Source organism: Ramlibacter humi (assembly GCF_004681975.1).
Taxonomy (GTDB): domain Bacteria; phylum Pseudomonadota; class Gammaproteobacteria; order Burkholderiales; family Burkholderiaceae_C; genus Ramlibacter; species Ramlibacter humi.
This window is the reverse complement of the sequence record NZ_SMLK01000007.1, coordinates 34859-54606: the sequence shown is the minus strand read 5'-3', so window position 1 is coordinate 54606 and position 19748 is coordinate 34859. Positions and strand designations below refer to the sequence as shown.

26 protein-coding genes are annotated in these 19748 nt (G+C 69.8%); 11 read left to right on the top strand and 15 right to left on the bottom strand.

The features are described from left to right. Both EZ216_RS17940 and EZ216_RS17935 read right to left on the bottom strand, forming a co-directional pair. A complete protein-coding gene (locus EZ216_RS17940; protein WP_135251163.1) occupies positions 1-1332 on the bottom strand; it encodes an NAD(P)/FAD-dependent oxidoreductase in 1332 nt (443 codons plus the stop codon). A gap of 170 nt (positions 1333-1502) precedes the next feature. Continuing rightward, complete coding sequence (locus EZ216_RS17935; protein ID WP_135251162.1) at positions 1503-1964, bottom strand: thioredoxin family protein; 462 nt, start codon at positions 1962-1964, stop codon at positions 1503-1505. Positions 1965-2089: 125 nt separating this feature from the next. On the opposite strand from EZ216_RS17935, the gene EZ216_RS17930 reads away from it, so the two are divergent. Continuing rightward, complete coding sequence (locus EZ216_RS17930; RefSeq protein WP_135251161.1) at positions 2090-3109, top strand: methionine synthase; 1020 nt, start codon at positions 2090-2092, stop codon at positions 3107-3109. A gap of 54 nt (positions 3110-3163) precedes the next feature. Here EZ216_RS17930 and EZ216_RS17925 read toward each other — a convergent pair whose 3' ends face one another. Next, entirely contained in the window at positions 3164-3541 is a 378-nt protein-coding gene (locus EZ216_RS17925) for a GxxExxY protein (RefSeq protein WP_135251160.1), read from the bottom strand. 95 nt (positions 3542-3636) lie between these two features. Between EZ216_RS17925 and EZ216_RS17920 the strand changes: the two genes are divergently transcribed. Further along, positions 3637-4149, top strand: a complete 513-nt coding sequence (locus EZ216_RS17920) for a cupin domain-containing protein (RefSeq protein ID WP_135251159.1) — start codon at positions 3637-3639, stop codon at positions 4147-4149. Positions 4150-4152: 3 nt separating this feature from the next. Here the strand turns inward: EZ216_RS17920 and EZ216_RS17915 are convergent, their stop codons facing one another. Continuing rightward, positions 4153-5475, bottom strand: a complete 1323-nt coding sequence (locus EZ216_RS17915; protein WP_135251158.1) for an erythromycin esterase family protein — start codon at positions 5473-5475, stop codon at positions 4153-4155. Positions 5476-5621: 146 nt separating this feature from the next. On the opposite strand from EZ216_RS17915, the gene EZ216_RS22015 reads away from it, so the two are divergent. Continuing rightward, positions 5622-5753 carry a hypothetical protein gene (locus EZ216_RS22015; RefSeq protein WP_275405159.1) on the top strand — a complete coding sequence of 44 codons (132 nt, stop codon included), beginning with the start codon at positions 5622-5624 and terminating at the stop codon, positions 5751-5753. Continuing rightward, complete coding sequence (locus EZ216_RS17910; RefSeq protein WP_135251157.1) at positions 5750-6157, top strand: hypothetical protein; 408 nt, start codon at positions 5750-5752, stop codon at positions 6155-6157. Before EZ216_RS22015 ends, EZ216_RS17910 begins: the two co-directional genes overlap by 4 nt. 7 nt (positions 6158-6164) lie before the next feature. On the opposite strand, the gene EZ216_RS17905 is transcribed toward EZ216_RS17910, so the two are convergent. Beyond that, the gene (locus EZ216_RS17905; RefSeq protein ID WP_135251156.1) at positions 6165-7199 is read right to left on the bottom strand and encodes an NADP-dependent oxidoreductase; all 1035 of its coding nucleotides are present in this window, start codon (positions 7197-7199) and stop codon (positions 6165-6167) included. Between the two features lie 149 nt (positions 7200-7348). Here EZ216_RS17905 and egtB point away from each other — a divergent pair, with 149 nt between their 5' ends. The 4 genes from egtB (at position 7349) to EZ216_RS17885 (ending at position 10692) form a co-directional block, all read left to right on the top strand. Further along, entirely contained in the window at positions 7349-8608 is a 1260-nt protein-coding gene (gene egtB, locus EZ216_RS17900; protein WP_135251155.1) for an ergothioneine biosynthesis protein EgtB, read from the top strand. Next, entirely contained in the window at positions 8605-9585 is a 981-nt protein-coding gene (gene egtD, locus EZ216_RS17895; protein WP_135251154.1) for an L-histidine N(alpha)-methyltransferase, read from the top strand. The genes egtB and egtD overlap by 4 nt, the downstream gene beginning before the upstream one ends. Then, positions 9582-9887 (top strand): DUF427 domain-containing protein, encoded by a 306-nt coding sequence (locus EZ216_RS17890; protein WP_135251303.1) that lies wholly within the window; start codon positions 9582-9584, stop codon positions 9885-9887. The genes egtD and EZ216_RS17890 overlap by 4 nt, the downstream gene beginning before the upstream one ends. A gap of 76 nt (positions 9888-9963) precedes the next feature. After that, on the top strand, positions 9964-10692 hold the full coding sequence (locus EZ216_RS17885; protein ID WP_135251153.1) for a 2OG-Fe dioxygenase family protein: 729 nt from the start codon (positions 9964-9966) through the stop codon (positions 10690-10692). A gap of 132 nt (positions 10693-10824) precedes the next feature. Here EZ216_RS17885 and EZ216_RS17880 read toward each other — a convergent pair whose 3' ends face one another. The 8 genes from EZ216_RS17880 to EZ216_RS17845 are packed head-to-tail and all read right to left on the bottom strand — an operon-like array spanning position 10825 to position 16284. Further along, positions 10825-11112: a YqjK family protein gene (locus tag EZ216_RS17880; RefSeq protein ID WP_135251152.1), complete on the bottom strand. Its 288-nt coding sequence runs from the start codon at positions 11110-11112 to the stop codon at positions 10825-10827. Further along, positions 11112-11495 carry a phage holin family protein gene (locus EZ216_RS17875; protein WP_135251151.1) on the bottom strand — a complete coding sequence of 128 codons (384 nt, stop codon included), beginning with the start codon at positions 11493-11495 and terminating at the stop codon, positions 11112-11114. The genes EZ216_RS17880 and EZ216_RS17875 overlap by 1 nt, the downstream gene beginning before the upstream one ends. Before the next feature lie 5 nt (positions 11496-11500). Next, positions 11501-11836, bottom strand: a complete 336-nt coding sequence (locus EZ216_RS17870; protein WP_135251150.1) for an ElaB/YgaM/YqjD family protein — start codon at positions 11834-11836, stop codon at positions 11501-11503. 58 nt (positions 11837-11894) lie between these two features. Further along, the gene (locus EZ216_RS17865; protein WP_135251149.1) at positions 11895-12650 is read right to left on the bottom strand and encodes an SDR family NAD(P)-dependent oxidoreductase; all 756 of its coding nucleotides are present in this window, start codon (positions 12648-12650) and stop codon (positions 11895-11897) included. Between the two features lie 25 nt (positions 12651-12675). Further along, positions 12676-13992 carry a hypothetical protein gene (locus EZ216_RS17860; RefSeq protein WP_135251148.1) on the bottom strand — a complete coding sequence of 439 codons (1317 nt, stop codon included), beginning with the start codon at positions 13990-13992 and terminating at the stop codon, positions 12676-12678. Next, entirely contained in the window at positions 13989-14954 is a 966-nt protein-coding gene (locus EZ216_RS17855; protein ID WP_135251147.1) for an ABC transporter ATP-binding protein, read from the bottom strand. Before EZ216_RS17855 ends, EZ216_RS17860 begins: the two co-directional genes overlap by 4 nt. A 10-nt stretch (positions 14955-14964) precedes the next feature. Continuing rightward, positions 14965-15573 carry a dioxygenase family protein gene (locus EZ216_RS17850; protein ID WP_135251146.1) on the bottom strand — a complete coding sequence of 203 codons (609 nt, stop codon included), beginning with the start codon at positions 15571-15573 and terminating at the stop codon, positions 14965-14967. 48 nt (positions 15574-15621) lie between these two features. Then, positions 15622-16284, bottom strand: coding sequence for an RluA family pseudouridine synthase (locus tag EZ216_RS17845; RefSeq protein ID WP_135251145.1), 663 nt, complete (start codon positions 16282-16284; stop codon positions 15622-15624). Between EZ216_RS17845 and EZ216_RS17840 the strand changes: the two genes are divergently transcribed. From EZ216_RS17840 to EZ216_RS17830, 3 genes are read left to right on the top strand one after another with little or no spacing between them, the layout of a single operon-like run. Continuing rightward, complete coding sequence (locus tag EZ216_RS17840) at positions 16268-16588, top strand: DMT family protein (RefSeq protein ID WP_135251144.1); 321 nt, start codon at positions 16268-16270, stop codon at positions 16586-16588. The genes EZ216_RS17845 and EZ216_RS17840 overlap by 17 nt on opposite strands. Positions 16589-16643: 55 nt before the next feature. Then, positions 16644-17291 (top strand): DUF47 domain-containing protein, encoded by a 648-nt coding sequence (locus EZ216_RS17835; RefSeq protein WP_135251143.1) that lies wholly within the window; start codon positions 16644-16646, stop codon positions 17289-17291. 10 nt (positions 17292-17301) lie between these two features. Beyond that, positions 17302-18312, top strand: coding sequence for an inorganic phosphate transporter (locus tag EZ216_RS17830; RefSeq protein WP_135251142.1), 1011 nt, complete (start codon positions 17302-17304; stop codon positions 18310-18312). 442 nt (positions 18313-18754) lie between these two features. Here EZ216_RS17830 and EZ216_RS17825 read toward each other — a convergent pair whose 3' ends face one another. Both EZ216_RS17825 and EZ216_RS17820 read right to left on the bottom strand, forming a co-directional pair. After that, entirely contained in the window at positions 18755-19201 is a 447-nt protein-coding gene (locus EZ216_RS17825) for an NINE protein (protein WP_135251141.1), read from the bottom strand. Beyond that, a complete protein-coding gene (locus EZ216_RS17820) occupies positions 19198-19722 on the bottom strand; it encodes a GNAT family N-acetyltransferase (protein WP_135251140.1) in 525 nt (174 codons plus the stop codon). Before EZ216_RS17820 ends, EZ216_RS17825 begins: the two co-directional genes overlap by 4 nt. Positions 19723-19748: the final 26 nt, after the last annotated feature.

Below are 19748 nucleotides of genomic sequence, written 5' to 3'. Positions count from 1 at the left end.
TTATGGGCGTGTTCGCGAGGGCTCGATGTGGCTGACCACGCGCGCGTAGCGTTGCTTGCTCCAGTACGCCGAAGCCCAGTCGATCAGCACCACGAGGCGGTTGCGAAAGCCGATGAGGAAGTACACGTGGGCGAACAGCCAGAACAGCCACGCGGGGTAGCCGCTGAACTTCAGGTGGCCCAGGGGCGTGGTGAGGTCCACCACCGCGGCGTTGCGGCCGATGGTGGCCAGGTTGCCGTAGTCGCGGTAGCGGAAGGCTCTCGTGGGGCGGCCCGCGATGCGCGCGAGCAGGTTGGCGGCGGCCGTGCGGCCCATCTGCTTGGCCGCGGGTGACACGCCCGGCACGGGCTGCGGCTCGCGGCCGGGCACGTGGCTTTTCGCGGCGGCCAGGTCGCCCACCACGCTGATCTCGGGGTGGGCGGGCAGGCTGAGGTCGGGTTCGACGATCACGCGTCCCGCACGGTCCAACTGCGCGCCGGTGGATTGCGCGACGGCCTTGCCCAAAGGCGATGCCACCACGCCCGCGGCCCACACGATGCAGCGGCTTTCGATGCGGTAAGGCTCGCCTTCGGTGGGCTGCACCTGCAGGCCGTGCGCGTCGATGGTCGTCACGCGCGCGTCGGTGCGCACGTCCACGCCCAGCCGGGTCAGCTGCTCCCGCGCGTTCATGCTCAGGTCGTCCGGCATGGACTGCAGCACGTGCGGGCTGCCTTCCACCAGCAGCACGCGCGCGCTGGCGGGGTCGATGCGGCGGAACTCGCCGGGCAGCGTCTGGCGCGCGATCTCCGCCAGCGTGCCCGCCATCTCCACGCCGGTGGGGCCGCCGCCGATCACGACGAACGTCATCCACGCTTCCCGGCGCGCCGGGTTGGCTTCCTTCTCCGCGGTCTCGAACGCCAGCAGGATGCGGCGGCGGATCTCGAATGCGTCGTCGAGTGTCTTCAGGCCCGGCGCGAGCGGCGCCCAGTCGTCGCGGCCGAAGTAGCTGTGCGTGGCGCCAGCCGCGACGATGAGGTGGTCGTAGGGCAGGTCGCCGTGGTCTTTCAGGCGCACCACGCGCGCCGCCGCGTCCACGTGCGTAACCTCGCCCAGCAGCGTGGTGACGTTGGCCTGCTTGCGGAACAGGTGGCGCACCGGGGCCGCGATGGCCGGCGCGGACAGGCCCGCGGTGGCCACCTGGTACAGAAGCGGCTGGAACAGGTGGTGGTTGGTGCGGTCCACCAGCGTGATGTCCACCGCCGCGCCGTCCATGGCCTTCACTGCTTCCAGCCCGCCGAACCCGCAGCCGACGACGACGACACGGGGGCGGGCGGAGGTGGTCGGATCAGCCATGCAGGAATTATCGCGGCGCACCGCCCGGTGGCCATGCTTGTGCGGAGCTGCCGGGCGATGAGTGCACCGCCGGCCCTTTCCGTGCTCGACCAGTCGGTGGCCCGCGCCGCCCGCCCGCAGGACGAATCGATCCGCCACACCGTGGCGCTCGCCGAGCTGCGCTGACGCCGCTACTTGCGCGCGGCCAGGACTTTCTCCAGCTCGAACTTCAGTTCGCGCGCGGTGGTCTTGGCGTTGCGGTTGCCGCCCAGGACTTCGCCGGTGGGCGTGAGGTACAGCCACGAAGGCGTGGGGTAGGCCTTGAAGCGCTTCACGAATTCGGCATTGGTCACCTGGCCTCCCTCGGGGAGGCTGACCATGGCGCCGTTGGGGCGCGCCCGCGTGTCGAAGTAGGCCAGCACCACGCTGCGCTGGAACATCTCGCGCATCTCGTCGTCGCGCATGGACGTGCGGTACATGTACTCGCACCACGGGCAGTTCTGGAAACCGAACAGCAGGAACACGGGCTTGTTCTGTTCCTTGGCCTGCGCCATGGCGGCATCGAGTTCGACGAAGCCCCACTTCTCCGGCGGGTTGGCTTGGGCCGACGTGGCGAGCAGGACGAGGACGGCGAGAAGCCAGCGTCTGGACATGGAAGAACCCCCGGTATTGGACGGCGGCAACGGTAAGGGAATCCGCGGCCGGATGCAACCGGCTGCGCCCCCGGGCGCCGTGGGATGATCCACGCGCCAACATTGAGCAACCCTCAGGAGACCGCATGTTCCCCACCGCCATCGCAGGCAGCCTGCCCAAGCCTTCGTGGCTGGCCGAGACCCACAAGCTGTGGCCGCAATGGAAGGCCGAAGGCGACGCGCTGCTCGAAGCCAAGGCCGACGCCACGCTGATGTGGATCAAGGCGCAGGAAGACGCGGGGCTGGACATCGTGGGCGACGGCGAGCAGTCGCGCCAGCACTTCGTGCACGGCTTCCTGGAGCGCGTCGAGGGCATCGACTTCGAGCACAAGGTGAAGATGGGCATCCGCAACAACCGCTACGACGCGATGGTGCCGCAGGTGGTGGCGCCGCTGCGCCTGAAAGGGCGCGTGCATGCGTTCGAGGCACAGCTGGCCCGAGCGCACACGAAGCGCAAGCTGAAGTTCACGTTGCCAGGCCCGATGACCATCGTGGACACGGTGGCCGACCGCTTCTACGGCGACCGCGTGAAGATGGCGATGGCTTTCGCCGAGCTGCTGAACCAGGAAGCGCTGGCGCTGCAGGCCGACGGCGTGGACGTGATCCAGTTCGACGAGCCCGCATTCAACGTGTACATGAAGGAAGCGGCCGACTGGGGCGTGAAGGCGCTGGAGCGCGCGGCGCAAGGACTGGCGTGCACGACCGCCGTGCACATCTGCTACGGCTATGGCATCCAAGCCAACATCGACTGGAAGAACACGCTGGGCGAGCAGTGGCGGCAGTACGAAGAGGTGTTCCCCGCGCTGGCGCGCAGCAGCATCCAGCAGGTGAGCCTGGAGTGCTTTCACTCGCACGTGCCGCCGGAGCTGATGAAGCTGCTGGCCGGCAAGGACGTGATGGTGGGCGTGATCGACGTGGCCAGCGACGAGGTGGAAACGCCCGAGCAGGTGGCCGACACCATCGGCAAGGCGCTGCAGTTCGTGGCCCGCGAGCGGCTCATCCCCTGCACCAACTGCGGCCTGGCGCCGATGGACCGGGAAGTCGCGCTGAAGAAATTGCAGGCGCTGGCAGCGGGCGCGGCGCTCGCGCGTTCGCGCTACGCGTGAGGGCGGACTCCCTTACGCAGAGGACGCGGAGGTTTCGCGGAGTTCGCAGAGGATTCAGAGGTTGTTCACCACGCGACGGATGCCGCGGGTGAGCGGGGCGTCGTGAAAGTTGATCAGCAAGCCGAGCTTGAAGTCGGCCAAGCGAAGGTATGAAAGCAGTTGAGCTCTGTGTGTGGGTAACAGCACTTCGACTGCCTTGAGTTCCAGGACGATGGAGTCCTCAACGATGAAATCTGCTCGATAGCCCACCCCAACCGAAATCCCTTTGTAGGTGGCTGCTATCGGCACCTCACGCGCGAACCGCAGACCTCTCAGTTCGAGTTCGTGTGCCAGCGCTGCTGCATACGCGCTCTCCAACAGCCCGACCCCGAACGCCCGGTGCACGTCCATCGCAGCCCCAATCACTTCACGCGTAATCTCATCGACTTCCATTCAGAAACTCTGCGTCCTCTGCGAAACCTCCGCGTCCTCTGCGTAAGGGAGTCCGCTTTTTCCGCCGTCCCCAAAGTGGTAGCCTGTACTTTCATATGGCCCACGATCACCACAATCACGACCACTCGCACGACCACGGCGAAGACGACGCGCGCTGGAAGCACGACGGCGTGCGGGTGATCCCCGGCAACCAGCTCGACGGCAACGTGCCCTCCACCCCGGGCATGGACCGCAAGGCCGCGATCAACTTCGCGAGAGTCGGCGCGCAGAAGCTGTGGGCGGGCACTGTGACGATCCACGCCAACGCGAAGACCGGCGCCCACCACCACGGCCACCTGGAAAGCGTGATCTACGTCGTCAAGGGCCGCGCGCGCATGCGCTGGGGCGAGCACCTGGAATTCACGGCCGAGGCCGGGCCCGGCGACTTCATCTACGTGCCGCCATATGTGCCGCACCAGGAGATCAACGCCAGCCCCACCGAGGTGCTGGAGTGCGTGCTGTGCCGCAGCGACGGGCAGGCCGTGGCGGTCAACTTGGACATCGAGCCGGTAGAAAAGCCGGAAACGGTGCTGTGGGTCGACCCCACGCATCCGCACGGCGGCGTGTAGCGCCTATACCGCCGAGGGATAGGTTTCCGGCACCTCGACCGGCTCGTCGACCGGTACGTCGTGCTCCGGCAGCGATTGCAGCGCGGTCGTCGTGTCGACGTGGATCACCGCATCGAACTGCGCACCCAGCCGCGCCGTGAAGTAGTGGCTGCGGCGTTCGGTCTCCGGCAGGTAGATCACGCCGATGGCGCGCTCCAGCAGCGGCGTGTCCATGCGCTCGCGCAGCTCCTCATCGGGCAGCAACGCGAACCGCGGCAACCCGGTTTGATGGAACATCAGTTCCCAGCTGCCCGGCAGCGCGGGGCGCACCCGCTTGACCTGCGCCGGCTCGTCCCATTCCGACGCCGCGCGCACCGTGCCCTCGTGCGTGGTGAAACCGAGCAGGAACACCTCGCCCGGCCAGCGCTTGCGCGCGAGTTCGCCCACGTTCCATTCGCCTTGCTCGGTCATGCCGGTGGTGCTGGCATCGCCCAGGTGCGAGTTGTGCGCCCACACGGCGATGCGGGGCCTCTCGCCGGTGCGATCGCGCAGGTGCTTGTCCAGGGCTTCCAGCGTGTCGGCCATGTGCAGGTCGCGCAGGTTCCATGACGACGCGCGGCCGCGGAACATCGCGCGGTAGTACTGCTCGGCATTGCGCACCAGGCGCGCGTTCTGCCGCGCGTGGAACAGGTCGTCCGGGTCGCCGTCGTCCGCGGGAAGCTGGTGGCGCAGCAGGTCGGTCAGTTGCGCCACCACCGCGTCCTCGCAGCTGAAGCCGGTGCCGAACCCCGCGGCGTAGCCGTAGGCCTGCAGGTTCTGCTGGAAGTGGTCGAAGCAGGCATACCGCCGCCGTGCGCGCCGGGCGGCATCGGGGTCCGCCTTGTCGAGATAGGCCAGCACCTCGCGCACTGAAGCGAACAGGCTGTACAAGTCCATGCCGTACACGCCGGTCTGTTCCCACGGCGGCTTGCCGCGGTTGTGCTCGCGCAGCCATTGCGCGAAACCGCGCACCACGGTGTTTCGCCACATCCAGGTCGGAAAACGCTCGAAACCCGCCAGTGCTTCGTCGATGCTGCCGTCATCGAGCCCGCGCGCCCAGCGGTTGATGCGCCAGGCATCGGGCCAGTCGCCTTCGATCACCACGGCGCGGCAGCCATGGTGTTCGACCAGTTCGCGTGTGATGCGGGCACGAAGCTCGTAGAACTCGTGCGTGCCGTGGCTGGCTTCGCCCAGCAGGGCAAGGCGGCGTTGGGAGATGGCCTGAAGCAATCTGGCCGGCAGTTCGTCCCCGAAGGGAACGGCCTGGCGGCGGATGGTCTCGGCGAGGGCGTCGTGCTGGCGCTCCATGCCGCCGATATGGCAAGCCGCGTGCCACGGTCGCGCATGTGCGCGCTGTCCTACGCGGTCACGCGATGATGTGCCGCGCACGTTTCCGGACGGCCTACACGCTCAGCGGCAAGCCATGGCTACAAAACGCCACTCACCGCACAGCCATGTCCGAAGACCTCATCCACGCCACCCGCCTGCCGCCGCGTTTCGCCCGTTGGCTGCAGGCCGGCATCGTTGCCGCCGTCTGCATCGCCACGCTGGGCGCGGCTTTCGCCACATTGGGAGGCGCTGCTTGAGCCGCGCGGCCGTGGCGCTGGCATTGGCGGCGCTCGCGTCGCAGGCGATGGCGCAGGACGGACGCTGGGTGAACGCGACCACGGGCAAGCCCTTGCAGCCTGGCATCTACGGCCGCCTCGAAATGCGCGGCGATGCCGATCCGCCGCCGGTGGTGCATGCGCAGCCGGTGACGGTGCGGCGCCCCGACGGCGCCACCGGCGAACCCCTGTACCTCTACGTGTCGCCGGGACAGCTGCGCCGCTGGCCGCAGTTCTGCGACAAGTGGAAGGCCTGCGAGCGGCCGGTGTACTTCGTCCGCGTGGACGGCAGCCCCAGCCGGCTGGGCGAGTGGAAGAAGACGCAGCGGCCGCAGGCCGGGCTGCCGCCCGTGCTCATGGCCCTGGACCGCATCGCGGCCAACTGAAGAAGGCTCAGTCGGCCACTTGCAGGACCAGCTTGCCGAAGTTCGCGCCGGTGAACAGGCCGTTCAGCGCCTGCGGGAAATTCTCCAGGCCGCGCACCACGTCTTCCCGGCTCTTCATGCGCCCATCCTTCAGGTACCCGGCCAGTTCGGCCACGGCTTGCGGGTAGCGCTCGGCGTAGTCGAACACCACCATGCCTTGCATGCGCGCGCGATGCACCAGCAGCGACAGGTAGTTCTTCGGGCCCTGGATGGGCGTCGTGTTGTTGTACTGGCTGATCGCGCCGCAGATGACGATGCGCGCGTGCATGGCCAGCTTCGCCAGCACTTCGTCCAGGATGTCGCCGCCCACGTTGTCGAAGTAGACGTCCACGCCCTTGGGGCAGTGTTCCTTCAGCCCGGCGCGCACGTTGCCGCCCTTGTAGTCGATGCAGGCGTCGAAGCCCAGCTCGCCCACCACCCAGTCGCATTTGGCGCGGCCGCCGGCGATGCCCACCACGCGGCAGCCCTTGATGCGCGCGAGCTGCCCCACGGTCTGGCCGACGGCGCCCGCCGCGCCGGACACCACCACCGTGTCGCCCGGCCGCGGCTGGCCGACGTCGAGCAGGCCGAAGTAGGCCGTCATGCCCGGCATGCCCAGCACGTTGAGCCACTGCGTGACGCTGCCCATGCGCGTGTCCACCGGAAACAATCCTGTCTTCGCGGCCTGCTCGGCGGTGAGCGTGGCGTACGACTGCACGCCGAACACGCCGGACACCAGCATGCCTTCGGGAAATTTGGCGTGGCTGGACGCCACCACGCGGCCGATGCCGCCCGCGCGCATGACTTCGCCGATGCCCACCGGGGCGATGTAGCTCTTGCCTTCGTTCATCCAGCCTCGCATGGCCGGGTCCAGCGACAGCGCCAGCGTCTGCACCACGAGCCCGCCCTGCGGCGGCGGTTGCACGGCTTCGGTGGTTTCCTGCCAGTCTTCCTTCACCGGCGTGCCCACGGGGCGGCGGGCGAGGCGGAACTGGTGGTTCTTGAGAGTGGCGAGGTCGGTCATGGTGGTCTCCTGCGGTCCGGCATCGTAGTGCGCGCTTGCGAGCGCGACGGTACCGCAAGTGACATGCCCCCGCGTCACCACCCGTTCAGGCGCAGCGTGCTGTAATGGCCGCCGCAGTTTCCACGGCACATCCGGGAAGGAGCTCTTCGATGCCCAGCGTGTCCACTGCACCGCGAAGCGAGACGGTCGCGGTTCCGCCCAGCCGCCAGGCGTTGGCGCGGCGGCTTTCGAAGGTGCGCAGCCACACGCTCGAGCTGGCCGCGTCCTTGTCCGCCGAAGACCAGTGCATCCAGTCGATGCCCGATGCCAGCCCCACCAAGTGGCACCTGGCGCACACCACCTGGTTCTTCGAAGCGGTGGTGCTCGGGCCGCTGGATGCTTCGTACCGCGTGTTCGATCCGGCGTATGCGCTGCTCTTCAACTCGTACTACGAATCGCTCGGCCCGCGGCACCCGCGGCCGCAGCGCGGCCTGCTGACGCGGCCTTCGCTCAATGCGGTGCGTGCCTACCGCGCGCACGTGGATGCGGCCCTGCAGTCGTTCATCGCACTGGCGAACTCGGCCACCTGGGAAGAAGCCGCGCCGCTGCTGGAGCTGGGCCTGAACCACGAGCAGCAGCACCAGGAGCTGCTGGCCACCGACATCGTGCACGCGTTCTCGTGCAGCCCCCTGCTGCCGGCCTGGCAGCCTGCCGAACCGGGCCTGCGCCTGGCCGGGCATGCGCCACCGATGGAATGGCTGGCCCATGCGGGCGGCGTCGTCGACGTGGGGCATGCCGGCGACCGGTTCGCTTTCGACAACGAAACGCCGCGGCATCCCGTGCTGCTGCAGCCTTTCGAGCTGGCCAGCCGCCTGGTGACCTGCGGCGAGTACCTGGACTTCATCGAGGACGGCGGCTATTCCAAAGCCTCGCTGTGGCTGTCCGATGGCTGGGCCGCGGTGCAGGCGCAAGGCTGGCAGGCGCCGGCCTACTGGCTGGCGCCGGGCGACCCGCGCGCGCCGTCGGTGCATTGGCAAGTGTTCGGGCCCACCGGCGTGCAGCGGCTGGACCTCGCGGCACCGGTCAGCCAACTGAGCTTCTATGAAGCCTGCGCCTGCGCCGAGTGGGCCGGCGCGCGGCTGCCCACCGAGTTCGAATGGGAGGCGATGTACGGCAAACCCGGCATCACGCAGATGACCGGCCACGTGTGGCAGTGGACGCGCTCCTCGTACGACCCGTATCCGGGCTTCCGGCCGCTGGCCGGCGCCGTGGGCGAATACAACGGCAAGTTCATGGTCGGCCAGCTGGTGCTGCGCGGCAGCAGCGCCTGGACGCCCGCCGGCCACGAGCGCCCGACGTACCGCAACTTCTTCCCGCCGGCCGCGCGCTGGCAGTTTTCCGGCCTGCGACTGGCCAGGAGCCCCGCATGATGAGTCCCCGCCTCGCCACCGCGCCCCTGCGCGCCGTCCCGGTCGAAGTACCCGTGCCCGAGGAGGGCTTCGCCGCCGACCTGCGCCGGGCGCTGGCCGGACCGGTGCACTCCATCTCGCCCAAGTACTTCTACGACGCCGAAGGCTCGCGCCTGTTCGACCTGATCTGCGGCCTGCCCGAGTACTACCCGACGCGCACCGAGCGCGGCATCCTTTCCGCGTACGCGAGCGAGATGGCCGAGGAGATCGGCCGCGGCTGCGACCTGGTGGAGTTCGGCGCCGGTTCGTGCAGCAAGGTGCGGCTGTTGCTGGATCACCTGCGGCCGCGCCGCTACCTGCCGATCGACATCTCGGGGGAGCACCTGGAGCAGGCCGCCGCGCAGCTGGAGCGCGAACACCCCGGCTTGCTGGTGCTGCCGGTCACCGGCGACTACACGGCGCAGGTGCACCTGCCGCCGCCGCTGGAAGGCGCGCCGCGCGTGGGCTTCTTCCCCGGCTCGACCATCGGCAACTTCACGCCGGCCGAGGCGCTGCAGTTCCTGCGCATGGCGGCGAAGATGCTGCAAGGCGGCGGGCTGCTGCTCGGCGCCGACCTGGTGAAGGATCCCGCCTTGCTGCACGCCGCGTACAACGACGCGCAGGACGTGACGGCTGCCTTCAACCTGAACCTGCTGGCGCGCGCGAACCGCGAGCTGGGCTGCCGGTTCGACCTCCGTGCCTTCTGGCATTCGTCGTTCTACAACGCGGCCGAGCGGCGCATCGAGATGCACCTGGTCAGCCGCAAGCGGCAGCAGGTGGAAGTGGGCGGCGCGGAATTCGAGCTGGAGGAAGGGTTCTCGCTGCACACCGAGAATTCGTGCAAGTTCACCGTCGACAGCCTGCGGCGGCTGGCCCTGCAGGCCGGCTTCCGGCCCGGCGCCGTGTGGACCGACGAGCGCAGGCTGTTCAGCGTGCACTGGCTGCGCGCACCCGACTGAAGGAGAGAGCGAAGCATGAAGGCCACTGGAACGGCGCGGTGATCGCGCAGAGCGACGACACCGTGCTGGTGGAAGGCAACCACCACTTCCCCGAGAGCGCGCTCGACCGAAAGTACGTCAGCTTCTCCAACCACAAGACCACCTGCGCGTGGAAAGGCCAGGCCAGCTGCTACTCGCTGCGGGTCAACGGCGAGATGAACCCGGACGCGGTCTGGTACTACCCGGACCCGGAGCCCGAGGCCGAGATGGTGCGCGGGCGGGTGGCGCCCGCCATGACCACCCGAGGCGTCATTCCCGCGTAGGCGGGAATCCATGGCTTCCTTGTCTGTATCGGAACAGTTCCGCCAGCGCATCGCGGCGCATTGCTAAGCTCGCCGCATGCTCCTGGCTCCTCCCAGCACCCCGCCCGAACAAGCGTCCGACCTCCTTCGCCAGCGCGGCTACGCCGTGCTCGACGCGCGCGGCACCGCTTCCCTCGCGGGCTGCAGCCTCGCCGACCTGCTGGCGCTGAACGCGTCGTGGGACGACCTCGCGCCCGACCAGTACCTGAAGGACGGCGGGCGCTATCGCCGCCGCCGTCACTCGTCCTATGTCGTGGACGGCGTGCATCTCGAGCAAGCCCCGCACCGCGCGCATTGGCAACCGGTCGAATACAACGCGCTGCACGGCGGCATGCAGCGCTGGTTCGAACCGGTACAGCCGCAGGTCTCGTCGTCGAAAGGCTGGCAGGCGCTGCTGCTGTCGCTGGCGCGCGTCGCGTCCGAAGTGAAGGGCGCCAGGCCCTGGTACGTGGAAGCGCACCAGTTCCGCATCGATACCGCCGACGGCATCGGCCGCCCGACGCCGGAAGGCGCGCACCGTGACGGCGTCGACCTGGTGGCGGTGTTCCTGGTCGCGCGCGAAGGCATCAAGGGCGGCGAGACGCGCGTGTTCGAAGCCGAAGGGCCGAATGGCTTGCGGTTCACGTTGGCCGAACCCTGGTCGCTGCTGCTGCTGGACGACGAGCGCGTGATCCACGAGTCCACGCCGATCCAGCCGACGGCGGAAGGCGGGCATCGGGATACGCTGGTGTTGACGTATCGCGCGGGCGGGTTCCAGGGCGGTTGATGGGTTTTTCCCTCCCCCTCTGGGGGAGGGTAGGGTGGGGGCGCTTCGGCGCCTGATCCGGACGCCGTGCTTGATCAAAGGCCTCGCGTGCCCTCACCCCAGCCCTCTCCCAGAGGGAGAAGGAGGAAGACCTCAGGGACGGAGAGCGGCGCGGATCTGGCGCCACATCCTCCAGCCGCCCCACACCCGCCAGCCCAGCGACAGCACGCGCCGCGGACGCAACAGCGCGGCGCCTGCGGCCGCGATGCCGAACACATAGGGCCGCTCGCGGCACCAGTGCACCGCATCGCGCACGCGATCGGCGGCAGCGAACGGCGCCTGCAATGCCTTCGCATCCGAAGCGAAGCCTGCGCGCAGGTACGAGCTGCGCACCAGCAACTGCGCGCGCCTCTCGGCAATGGCTTCGAAGCCGCGGGCCATCAAGGCTCCTCGCCGGGAAAGAGCCCCGCGCGGTCGCGCGCCAGTTCCTGCAGGCTGGCCTGGAACATCTCGCCCGCGCTGCGCACGCGGCGGCTGCCTTGCACGACCAGCGCGGCACCCACGGCGCCGAACAGCGCCGTGAGCACGCCCAGCGCGACGAGCCGGTGGTCCCAGAACAGCACGACCACGAAGCCGCACAGCATCACGGACGCGAGCGCGAGAAACACCACGCCGATGCCCGAGAGCAGCAGCCCCTGCGTGAGGCGCAGCTTCTGTTCTTCCAGCTCGTTGCCCAGCAGCGCCAGGCGCACCTGCGCCAGCTGCAGGGCGGAGTCGAGCAGGCGGCGCAGCGAGGCGAAAAGGCCCGGCCGCGGATCGTCCATCACGTTCAGCGGCGGCCGCCGATGAGCAGGCCCAGCAGCAGGCCCACGCCGGCGCCGATGCCCACGGCCGTCCACGGGTTCTCGTGGACGTACTGGTCGGCCGCGCGGCCCGCTTCCTTGGCCTGCGACAGCGCCTGCTCCTGCACGCGCGACAGGTCGGCTCGCGCGCTGTCCAGGCGCTGCTGGATGCGCTGGCGCACGTCGGCCGCCTTGTCGCCCGCCTGGCCGGCGGTCATCTTCAGCAGTTCCTCCGCGTCGGCGATGACGACCTTCAGGTCGGCCATCAGCCTGTCGCGGGGGGAGGAGATCGGCGCGCTGCCGTTCGGCGTGGTGTCGTTCATGGGAAAAGCTCCTGGTTGGCCCGCGCAATGGTAGAGCCTGCGCGGCCTTCCGTGGGGCTCAGTCGCGCACGTCGCCGACCGAGTTGGCGCCGAAATCGGGCCGGGCCAGGTAGGCGATGACGCGCGCCGCCGCGTCGTGGGGCGAGGTGAGCTGGCCCTTGTCCTTCAGCGCCTGGAAGCCGCCGATGTCGGGGAAGCGGCTGGCGTCGGCGCCGCGCAATTGCACCTGCATGCCGGTGTCGATGACGCCCGGCGCCAGCGAGCACACCTTGGCGCCGTCCGTCCGCTCCGCTTCCTCCAGCGCCACGCAGCGCGTGAAGTGGTCGATGCCCGCCTTGGCCGCGCAGTAGCTGGCCTGCGACCCCATCGCGCGGCGGCCCAGGCCCGAGGAGATGTTCAGCACCTTGCGCGCGCAGGGCCAGCCGGCCGTGGCGCGCAGGAAGGCGCCGGTCAGCAGCATCGGCGCTTCCAGGCCGACGCGCAGCGCCTGCTCGATGGTGGCGGGGGCCACGTCGGCGAGCGGCGCGATCTCCGCCAGCACGCCGGCGTTGTTGATGAGCGTGACGCCGGCCAGTCCCCTCGGGCCGCGCGCGGCCAGCCAGCTTTCCAGCTTGGCGGCCGCGGTGTCGCCCTGCGACAGGTCGTGCGGCCATTGCTCCAGCTGGTTGCCCGGCTTGGCGAGCGCGGCGAGATCGTCGTTGGTCTTGCGCGAGATGCACAGCAGGTCGTGGCCCGCCTGCAGCAGTTGCTGCGCGATCGCGAGGCCCATGCCGCGCGAGGCGCCGGTGAGGATGGTGAGGTGCTTGAGGTCCATCGCCGCATCGTAGCGGCGATGCCCGTCAGGCCGCCGGTCCGGCGTCGGCGCGGCGCGCCCGCATGGCCAGGAAGGCGAGGGCAGCGCATCCCAGCATCGCGTGCACCGCCATCGCCAGCCATGCCTGCCCCGGCGATGCCGCCAGCATCATCGGCGGGAACACGGCGTGGGCCAGCCCGGGCAGGCCCACCGCCATGGCGAGCGTGGGCACCAGCAGGTCGGCCAACGCGATGTAGAACACGGCGCGTCCCACGGCCGAGCGTGCCGGCGACGCCAGCGCGAAGCAGCTGACCACGGCCGCGTCGCGGAGGGCCATCAGCGCGGCGACCAGGGCCAGCGCCGGCAGCGGTTCATTGCTTCGGCCGGTCAGGAGGGCGATGGCGCCGGCCAGCACGGCCAGCGCACCGTGGATCGCCCAGGGCGGCACGCGATGCGGCCAGCGCGGCGCCCGCGGCCGCCAAGCCCGCGCCATGCGCGCCAGGCTGACGCGGGTGAGCGGGTCCAGCAGGCAGGCCACGTAGGCGCCCACCGTCAATACCAGCGAGGCGACGGCGGCGGCGGACGCGAATCCGATGCGCTCCATCGCCGGCGTGGCGATGCCGCCGGCCCAGGCCGCGGCGAAGAGCGCGAATGCCGGCCAGGGCCAGGGGCGCGCGGGCTCCTGCAGTTCGCGCAGCATCGCGCGCCAGGCGGCCAGCACCGCCCACACCGCGAACAGCGCGGCGGAGGCCGCCGCGAAGGTGGTCACCGGCCAGGGCCGGCCCCACCAGCGAACGAAGGCCTGCCGATCGCCGCTGAGATCGACGAGGAACGCCAGCGGCAGCATCTGCAGCACGGTCAGCACCAGCAGCAGGCCGCCGATGCGGCGGCTGCGCTCGCCGATGCGCGTGCGCGCGCCGGCGGCGGACACGGCGACGCCCAAGCCGTGCAGCATCACGGCGCAGGCCACCAGGCCCAGCAGCATGCTGCCCATGCGCGGCCAGCCGGCGCGCGTGCCGGCGATGGCCAGCACCGCCAGGCACCATGCGCCCGCGTACCACTGGAACAGCGGCGCGCCGAACACCTTGCCCAGCGCCAGTTCGGCCGGCGTCACCGCCGCCATGCGCTGGAAGTCCCAGGTGCGGTCGCGCACCTCTTCGGCCACGCTGGCCAGCGCGCGCATCGCGCCCCAGCCAGCCGTCATCAGCAGGAACAGGCCCAGCGCGCCCCACGCCAGCGTGGTGGCGGGGTTGGGTGCCGAGTAGAGGACGGCGGCCGAGACCAGCCCCAGCAGCAGCGGCACGACCGCCACGCGGTGCCAGCCGAGTTCCAGCCAGGCGTAGCGGCGGAGTTCGGCGTTCATGCGGTCACCTCCTGCGCGGCGGCGCGCGTGGCCCGCAGGTAGCTTTCCTGCAGGCTTTCATGGTGCACGGCGAATTCGGCGACCGGCGCGCCGGCTTCCACCAGCGCGCGCAGCAGGCGCGCCGCGCCTTCGTCGCGGCCCGGCATGTCCACCCGGATCACCAGCGGCTGGCCCGGCTCGCCGGCCCGCAGGCCCGCGCCCTGGCCGCGCCAGAAGCCGGGCGGCGGCTGCCATGGGTGCGCCAGCCGGATGCGCAGGCGCTGCACGCCGGCGGTGGGCGCGGCGCCCAGTTCGGTGAACTGCACCACGCGGCCATCGCGCAGCGCGAGCATGTGGGTGGAGTACTCCTCCAGCTCCGCCAGGATGTGCGAGGACACGACCAGCGTGCGGCCTTCGGCCTGCAGCGCGCGGAACAACGCCGACAGGCTGGCGCGCGCTTCCGGGTCCAGGCCCGCGGCGGGCTCGTCCAGCAGCACGACCTGCGGTTCGTGCACCAGCGCCTGCGCGATGGCCAGCCGCTGGCGCAGGCCGCGCGACAGGCTGCCGGCCGGCGTGTCCATGCGGTCGGCCAGGCCCACCCGCCGGGCGGCGCGTTCCACCGCGGTGTGCAGTGCGGCACCTGCCACGGCGCGCACGCTGGCCGCGTGCAGCAGGCAGCGGCGCACGCTCAGTTCGTCGTACAGGCCGAAGAAGTCGCCCAGGTAACCCAGGTGCCGCTGCGCGCGGCGCGGCTCGTCCAGCACGCTGACGCCGGCCACGCGCACCCGGCCTTCCAGCGGCTCGTCCAGGCCGGCGATGGCGCGCATCAGCGTGCTCTTGCCGGCGCCGTTGGGTCCCACGAGCGCGAGCACGGCGCCACGCGGCACGCGGATGCTCACGCCGTACAGCGCACGCTTGCCGGGGTAGTCGAAGACCAGGCCTTCGACCTCGATGACGGCGTCGTCGGTATGCGCGGAGCTCATCCGCGCGATCTTAAGCGTCGATCGCGATGGGGAAGCTGGCTTGCAGCCCGTCGGCGCCCGGCCGGAAAGGCACGGTGACCGCGCGGCGGTCGGCTTCGGCGAGGTTTCGCCAGAGGAAGTCGCGCTCGTTGTGCGGGTCGCCTTCCACATACATCTGCGTCGTCAGGAGCTCGCGGCCACCTTGCTTCACCTTCAGGTGGATGTGCGGCGTGCGGCCGGTGTACGGCACGGGGCGGATGGTGTGGAAGCGGTAGCGGCCATCGGCGCCGACCGTGACGCGGCCGAAGCCCTGGAACGCGGGGTCGGCCCGGCCGCCGTCGCCGGGATGGTTGTAGTGGCCGGCCTGGTCGCACTGCCAGATCTCCACCACCGAGCCGGCGAGCGGCCGGCCCTGCAGGTCGGTGACGACGCCATCGACCCACGCGGGCTGGCCTTTGGCGTAGTGCAGCGCGCCGTTCTGCAGCAGGTCGCTGTCGGTGTCGGCGGGCAGCTTCACCGGGTAGAACGGGCCTTCGGTCTGGGCCGGCGTGGGGCGGCGCGTTTGCGCGAGCAGCAGCGAAGGTGCGAAGACGAGCGCGGCGGTGGCCGCGCGGCGCGAGAGCAGGGCAGGGTGGTGCATGGCGGCTCTCCTTTCGGGAGAAGCCAGCTTAGTGCAGGTGGCCTTCGTTCAGAAGGGCGCAGGGGCATGCCAGCGCATGGGCTCGCCGCTGAGCGGATGGGCCAGCTCCAGCGTCTGCGCGTGCAGCAGCAGGCGCGGGGCCGCGGCTGCGATGCCGGCCGGCGCATAGAGCGTGTCGCCCAGGATGGGATGCCCGATGGCCAGCAGGTGCACGCGCAGCTGGTGCGAGCGGCCGGTGACCGGCTCCAGTTCGACGCGGGTCGAGCCCGGCATCGGGCCAGGCCCCAGCACGCGCCAGCGGGTGCGGCTGGGCTTGCCGTGCTCCTGGTCGATCTTCTGCCGTGGACGATTCGGCCAGTCGGCCAGCAGCGGCAGGTCGATCTCGCCGGCGTCCTGCGCCGGCCGCCCCGCGACCACCGCGACGTAGGTCTTGCCCACTTGCCGCTCGGCGAACGCGCGGCTCAGCCGCCGCTGCACCTCACCGCCGCGTGCGAAGAGGCACAGGCCCGAGGTCGCCATGTCCAGACGATGCACCACCAGCGCATCGGCGAACAGCGACTGCACGCGCGCGGCCAGGCAGTCCTGCTTGTCCTCGCCGCGGCCCGGCACGCACAGCAGCCCGGCGGGCTTGTCCGCGACGACGCAGGCTGCGTCCTCGTGCACAAGACGCACGCCGCCATTCGATAACTTGACGATGTCCTGGTCCGCCATTCCCGCTTCGGTGCAGACGATCCTTCTGCTGGCCTGCTCCAACCTGTTCATGACTTTCGCGTGGTACGGCCACCTGAAGAGGCTGGCCGGCAGCCCGTGGTACATCGCCGCGCTCATCAGCTGGGGGATCGCCCTGTTCGAGTACCTGCTGCAGGTGCCCGCCAACCGCATCGGCTTCGAGCACGGCGGCTACACGGTCGGCCAGCTGAAGATCATGCAGGAAATGATCACGCTGTCGGTCTTCGTGCCGTTCGCGGCGCTGTGCATGATGGGCGGGGTGTACTTCATGTTCCGCGGGGCCTAGGAGCCCGATGGGCGGGCAGTACACTCGCCTGTCACAAAAAAGTCACGACAACGCGATGCTCTTCGGCAAGCTGCTGCCCCGCGAGGGCGACTTCTACGAGATGTTCGACCAGCACGCCACGCGCATCGTGGAGGCGGCGCACGCCTTCTCCAGGCTGGTGGCGAACTACGACAACGTGGAACTGCGCGAGCAGTACACGCGCGAGGTGGACAACGCCGAGCGCGCCGCCGACCGCGTGACGCACGACGTCAACCGGCTGATCCACAAGACCTTCATCACGCCGATCGACCGCGACCAGATCCACAAGCTGATCAACACCATGGACGACGTGGCCGACCTGCTGCAGGACTCGGCCGAGACGCTGTCGCTGTACGACGTGCGCAAGGTCAACGAGGAGATCACGCGGCTGACCGACCTGTCGGTGAAGTGCGTGGAGCGCATGAAGGCCGCCGTCGGCATGATCCGCGGCCTGGCCGACGCGGCCACGGCGGAAGCGGCGCTGAAGACCTGCGAGGAGATCGACCGGCTGGAGTCCGACGCCGACCGCGTCATGCGCTCGGCCATGAGCCGGCTGTTCCGCGAGGAGCCGGACGTGCGCGAAGTGATCAAGCTGCGCGCGATCTACGAGCTGCTGGAAACCATCACCGACAAGTGCGAGGACGTGGCCAACGTGATCGAAGGCATCGTTCTCGAGAACTCCTAGCTCCCCGACCATGGAAGCCTCGCAAGCCGCCCTGTGGGTGGTGATCCTGCTGGTGGCCGTGGCCCTGGCGTTCGACTTCATGAACGGGTTCCACGACGCGGCGAATTCCATCGCCACCGTCGTGTCCACCGGCGTTCTGCGCCCGACGCAGGCGGTGGTGTTCGCGGCGTTCTTCAACGTCGTCGCCATCCTGATCTTCCACCTGAGCGTGGCGGCCACCATCGGCAAGGGCATCGTCGAGCCGGGCATCGTGGACACGCACATCGTGTTCGGCGCGCTCGCGGGCGCCATCGCGTGGAACCTGATCACCTGGTACTACGGCATCCCCAGCAGCTCGTCGCATGCGCTGATCGGCGGCATCGTGGGCGCGGTCATCGCCAAGGCCGGCGCGGGCTCGCTCATCGCGGGCGGCATCTGGAAGACGGTGATCTTCATCTTCGTCTCGCCGCTGCTGGGCTTCCTTTTCGGCTCTTTGATGATGGTGGCGGTGGCGCACATCTTCCGCCGCGCCACGCCGTCGAGGATCGATCGCTGGTTCCGCCGCCTGCAGCTGGTGTCGGCCGGCGCGTACAGCCTGGGCCACGGCGGCAACGACGCGCAGAAGACCATCGGCATCATCTGGCTGTTGCTGGTGGCCACCGGGCACGTGGCCGCCGGCGACAAGTCGCCGCCCGGCTGGGTGATCGGCGCCTGTTACCTGGCCATCGGCCTGGGCACCATGTTCGGCGGCTGGCGCATCGTGAAGACGATGGGGCAGAAGATCACGAAGCTGAAGCCCGTGGGTGGCTTCTGCGCCGAGACCGGCGGCGCGATCACGCTGTTCCTGGCCACCGCGCTGGGCATCCCGGTGTCGACCACGCACACCATCACGGGCGCCATCGTCGGCGTGGGTTCCACGCAGCGCGCGAGCGCCGTGCGCTGGGGCGTCGCCGGCAACATCGTGTGGGCCTGGATCTTCACCATCCCCGCCAGCGCTTTCATGGCGGCGGTGGGGTATTGGGTGAGCTTGCAGCTGTTCTGAGCCGGGCGCGGTTACGGCCGGTGCGGGCGCGGCGGTTGCGGGCGCGGCGGGTGGCGCCTGTCGCGGCCTCATGCTCCAGCGGCCGTGCTTCGCCTTCGGCTCACACAGGCTTCCCGCCGAATCGGCCGGGCCCGGGACGGCCGGCGCAACTCGTTGCGAGCTGCGCTCGCCACTCAAACACTCACCGGAGCTAGAGGACAGTCGCATGCCGCGCTGACGCGCAGCACGCTGTCCCGGGCCCGGCCGATTCGGCGGCGCTTCCGAAATCGGCCGCGCCAGGCGCCACCCGCCGCGCTGGGACCAGCGCGCGGGTTCGAAGAAGGCATTCCACCTGCACCGCGCGGCCCCTTAACGGCGTCATTCCCGCGGAGGCGGGAATCCATCGCTTCCACTACGGCCGTTGAATGCGGACGTCATGGATTCCCGCCTCAGGGGGTGACGGTTATTGCGAAATCTCCCGCCCTTCTTCCACCTGCTTCTCGAAGTAGCCCTGGAAGCTGATGGCGATGCTGGTCATCAGCACCGCCGCGCCAACCATCAGCGCCAGCACCACGGCCCAGATGGTCGTCCAGCTGGTGCGGCCGGCGGGGGCATCGGGGGCGGCGCCCGGGTTGAAGCGGCGGTTCCAGTCTTCCGGCTTCATCAGCCCGTAGACGATGGCCGTGAGGCAGCAACCCGCGAAGGTGAAGCCCAGGATGGGCGTCAGCACCCAGCTGATGGCGTCGTCCTGTCCCAGCGACCACATGCGCAGCACGCCGTACGCACCCGCCAGCGTGGGCACCGGCAGCAGCCAGCCCAGCCAGTCGCCCCAGCCGCGCAGGTAGAAGCGGTGCGCGCCGAATGGGCCGGCCACGAAGGCCAGCCAGGCCGCGAGGGTCTTGCTTTTCATGCCGTCGGCGCCGTGCCGCTGCCCGCGCCGATCACGCGTTCCATCAGCACGATGTCCAGCCAGCGATCGAACTTCCAGCCGCAGTTGGCGATGACGCCCACTTGCGTGAAGCCCAGCGAGCGGTGCACGCCGACGGAGCCGGCGTTGTTCGAGTCGCCGATCACCGCGATGAGCTTGCGCAGGCCCAAGGCTTCGGCCTGCTTCACCAGTTCGGTGAGCAGTTGCTTGCCCAGGCCCTTGCCGGCGGCGTCGGGGTGCAGGTAGATCGAGTCTTCGGCCGAGAACCGGTAGGCCGGCCGCGGCTTGAACCACTGGCAATAGGCGTAGCCCAGCACGCGGCCGCCTTCTTCGGCCACCAGCCAGGGCAGGCCCTTGGCCAGCACGTCGGCGCGGCGGCCGGCCATGTCCTGCTCAGTGGGCGGGGTGGTTTCGAAGGTGCCGGTGCCGTTCAGGACATGGTGGCCATAGATGGCCGTGATGGCGGGCAGGTCGGCTTCGGTGCTGGGGCGGATCAGGCTCATCGGGGATGGGGGGCTATAATCATGGG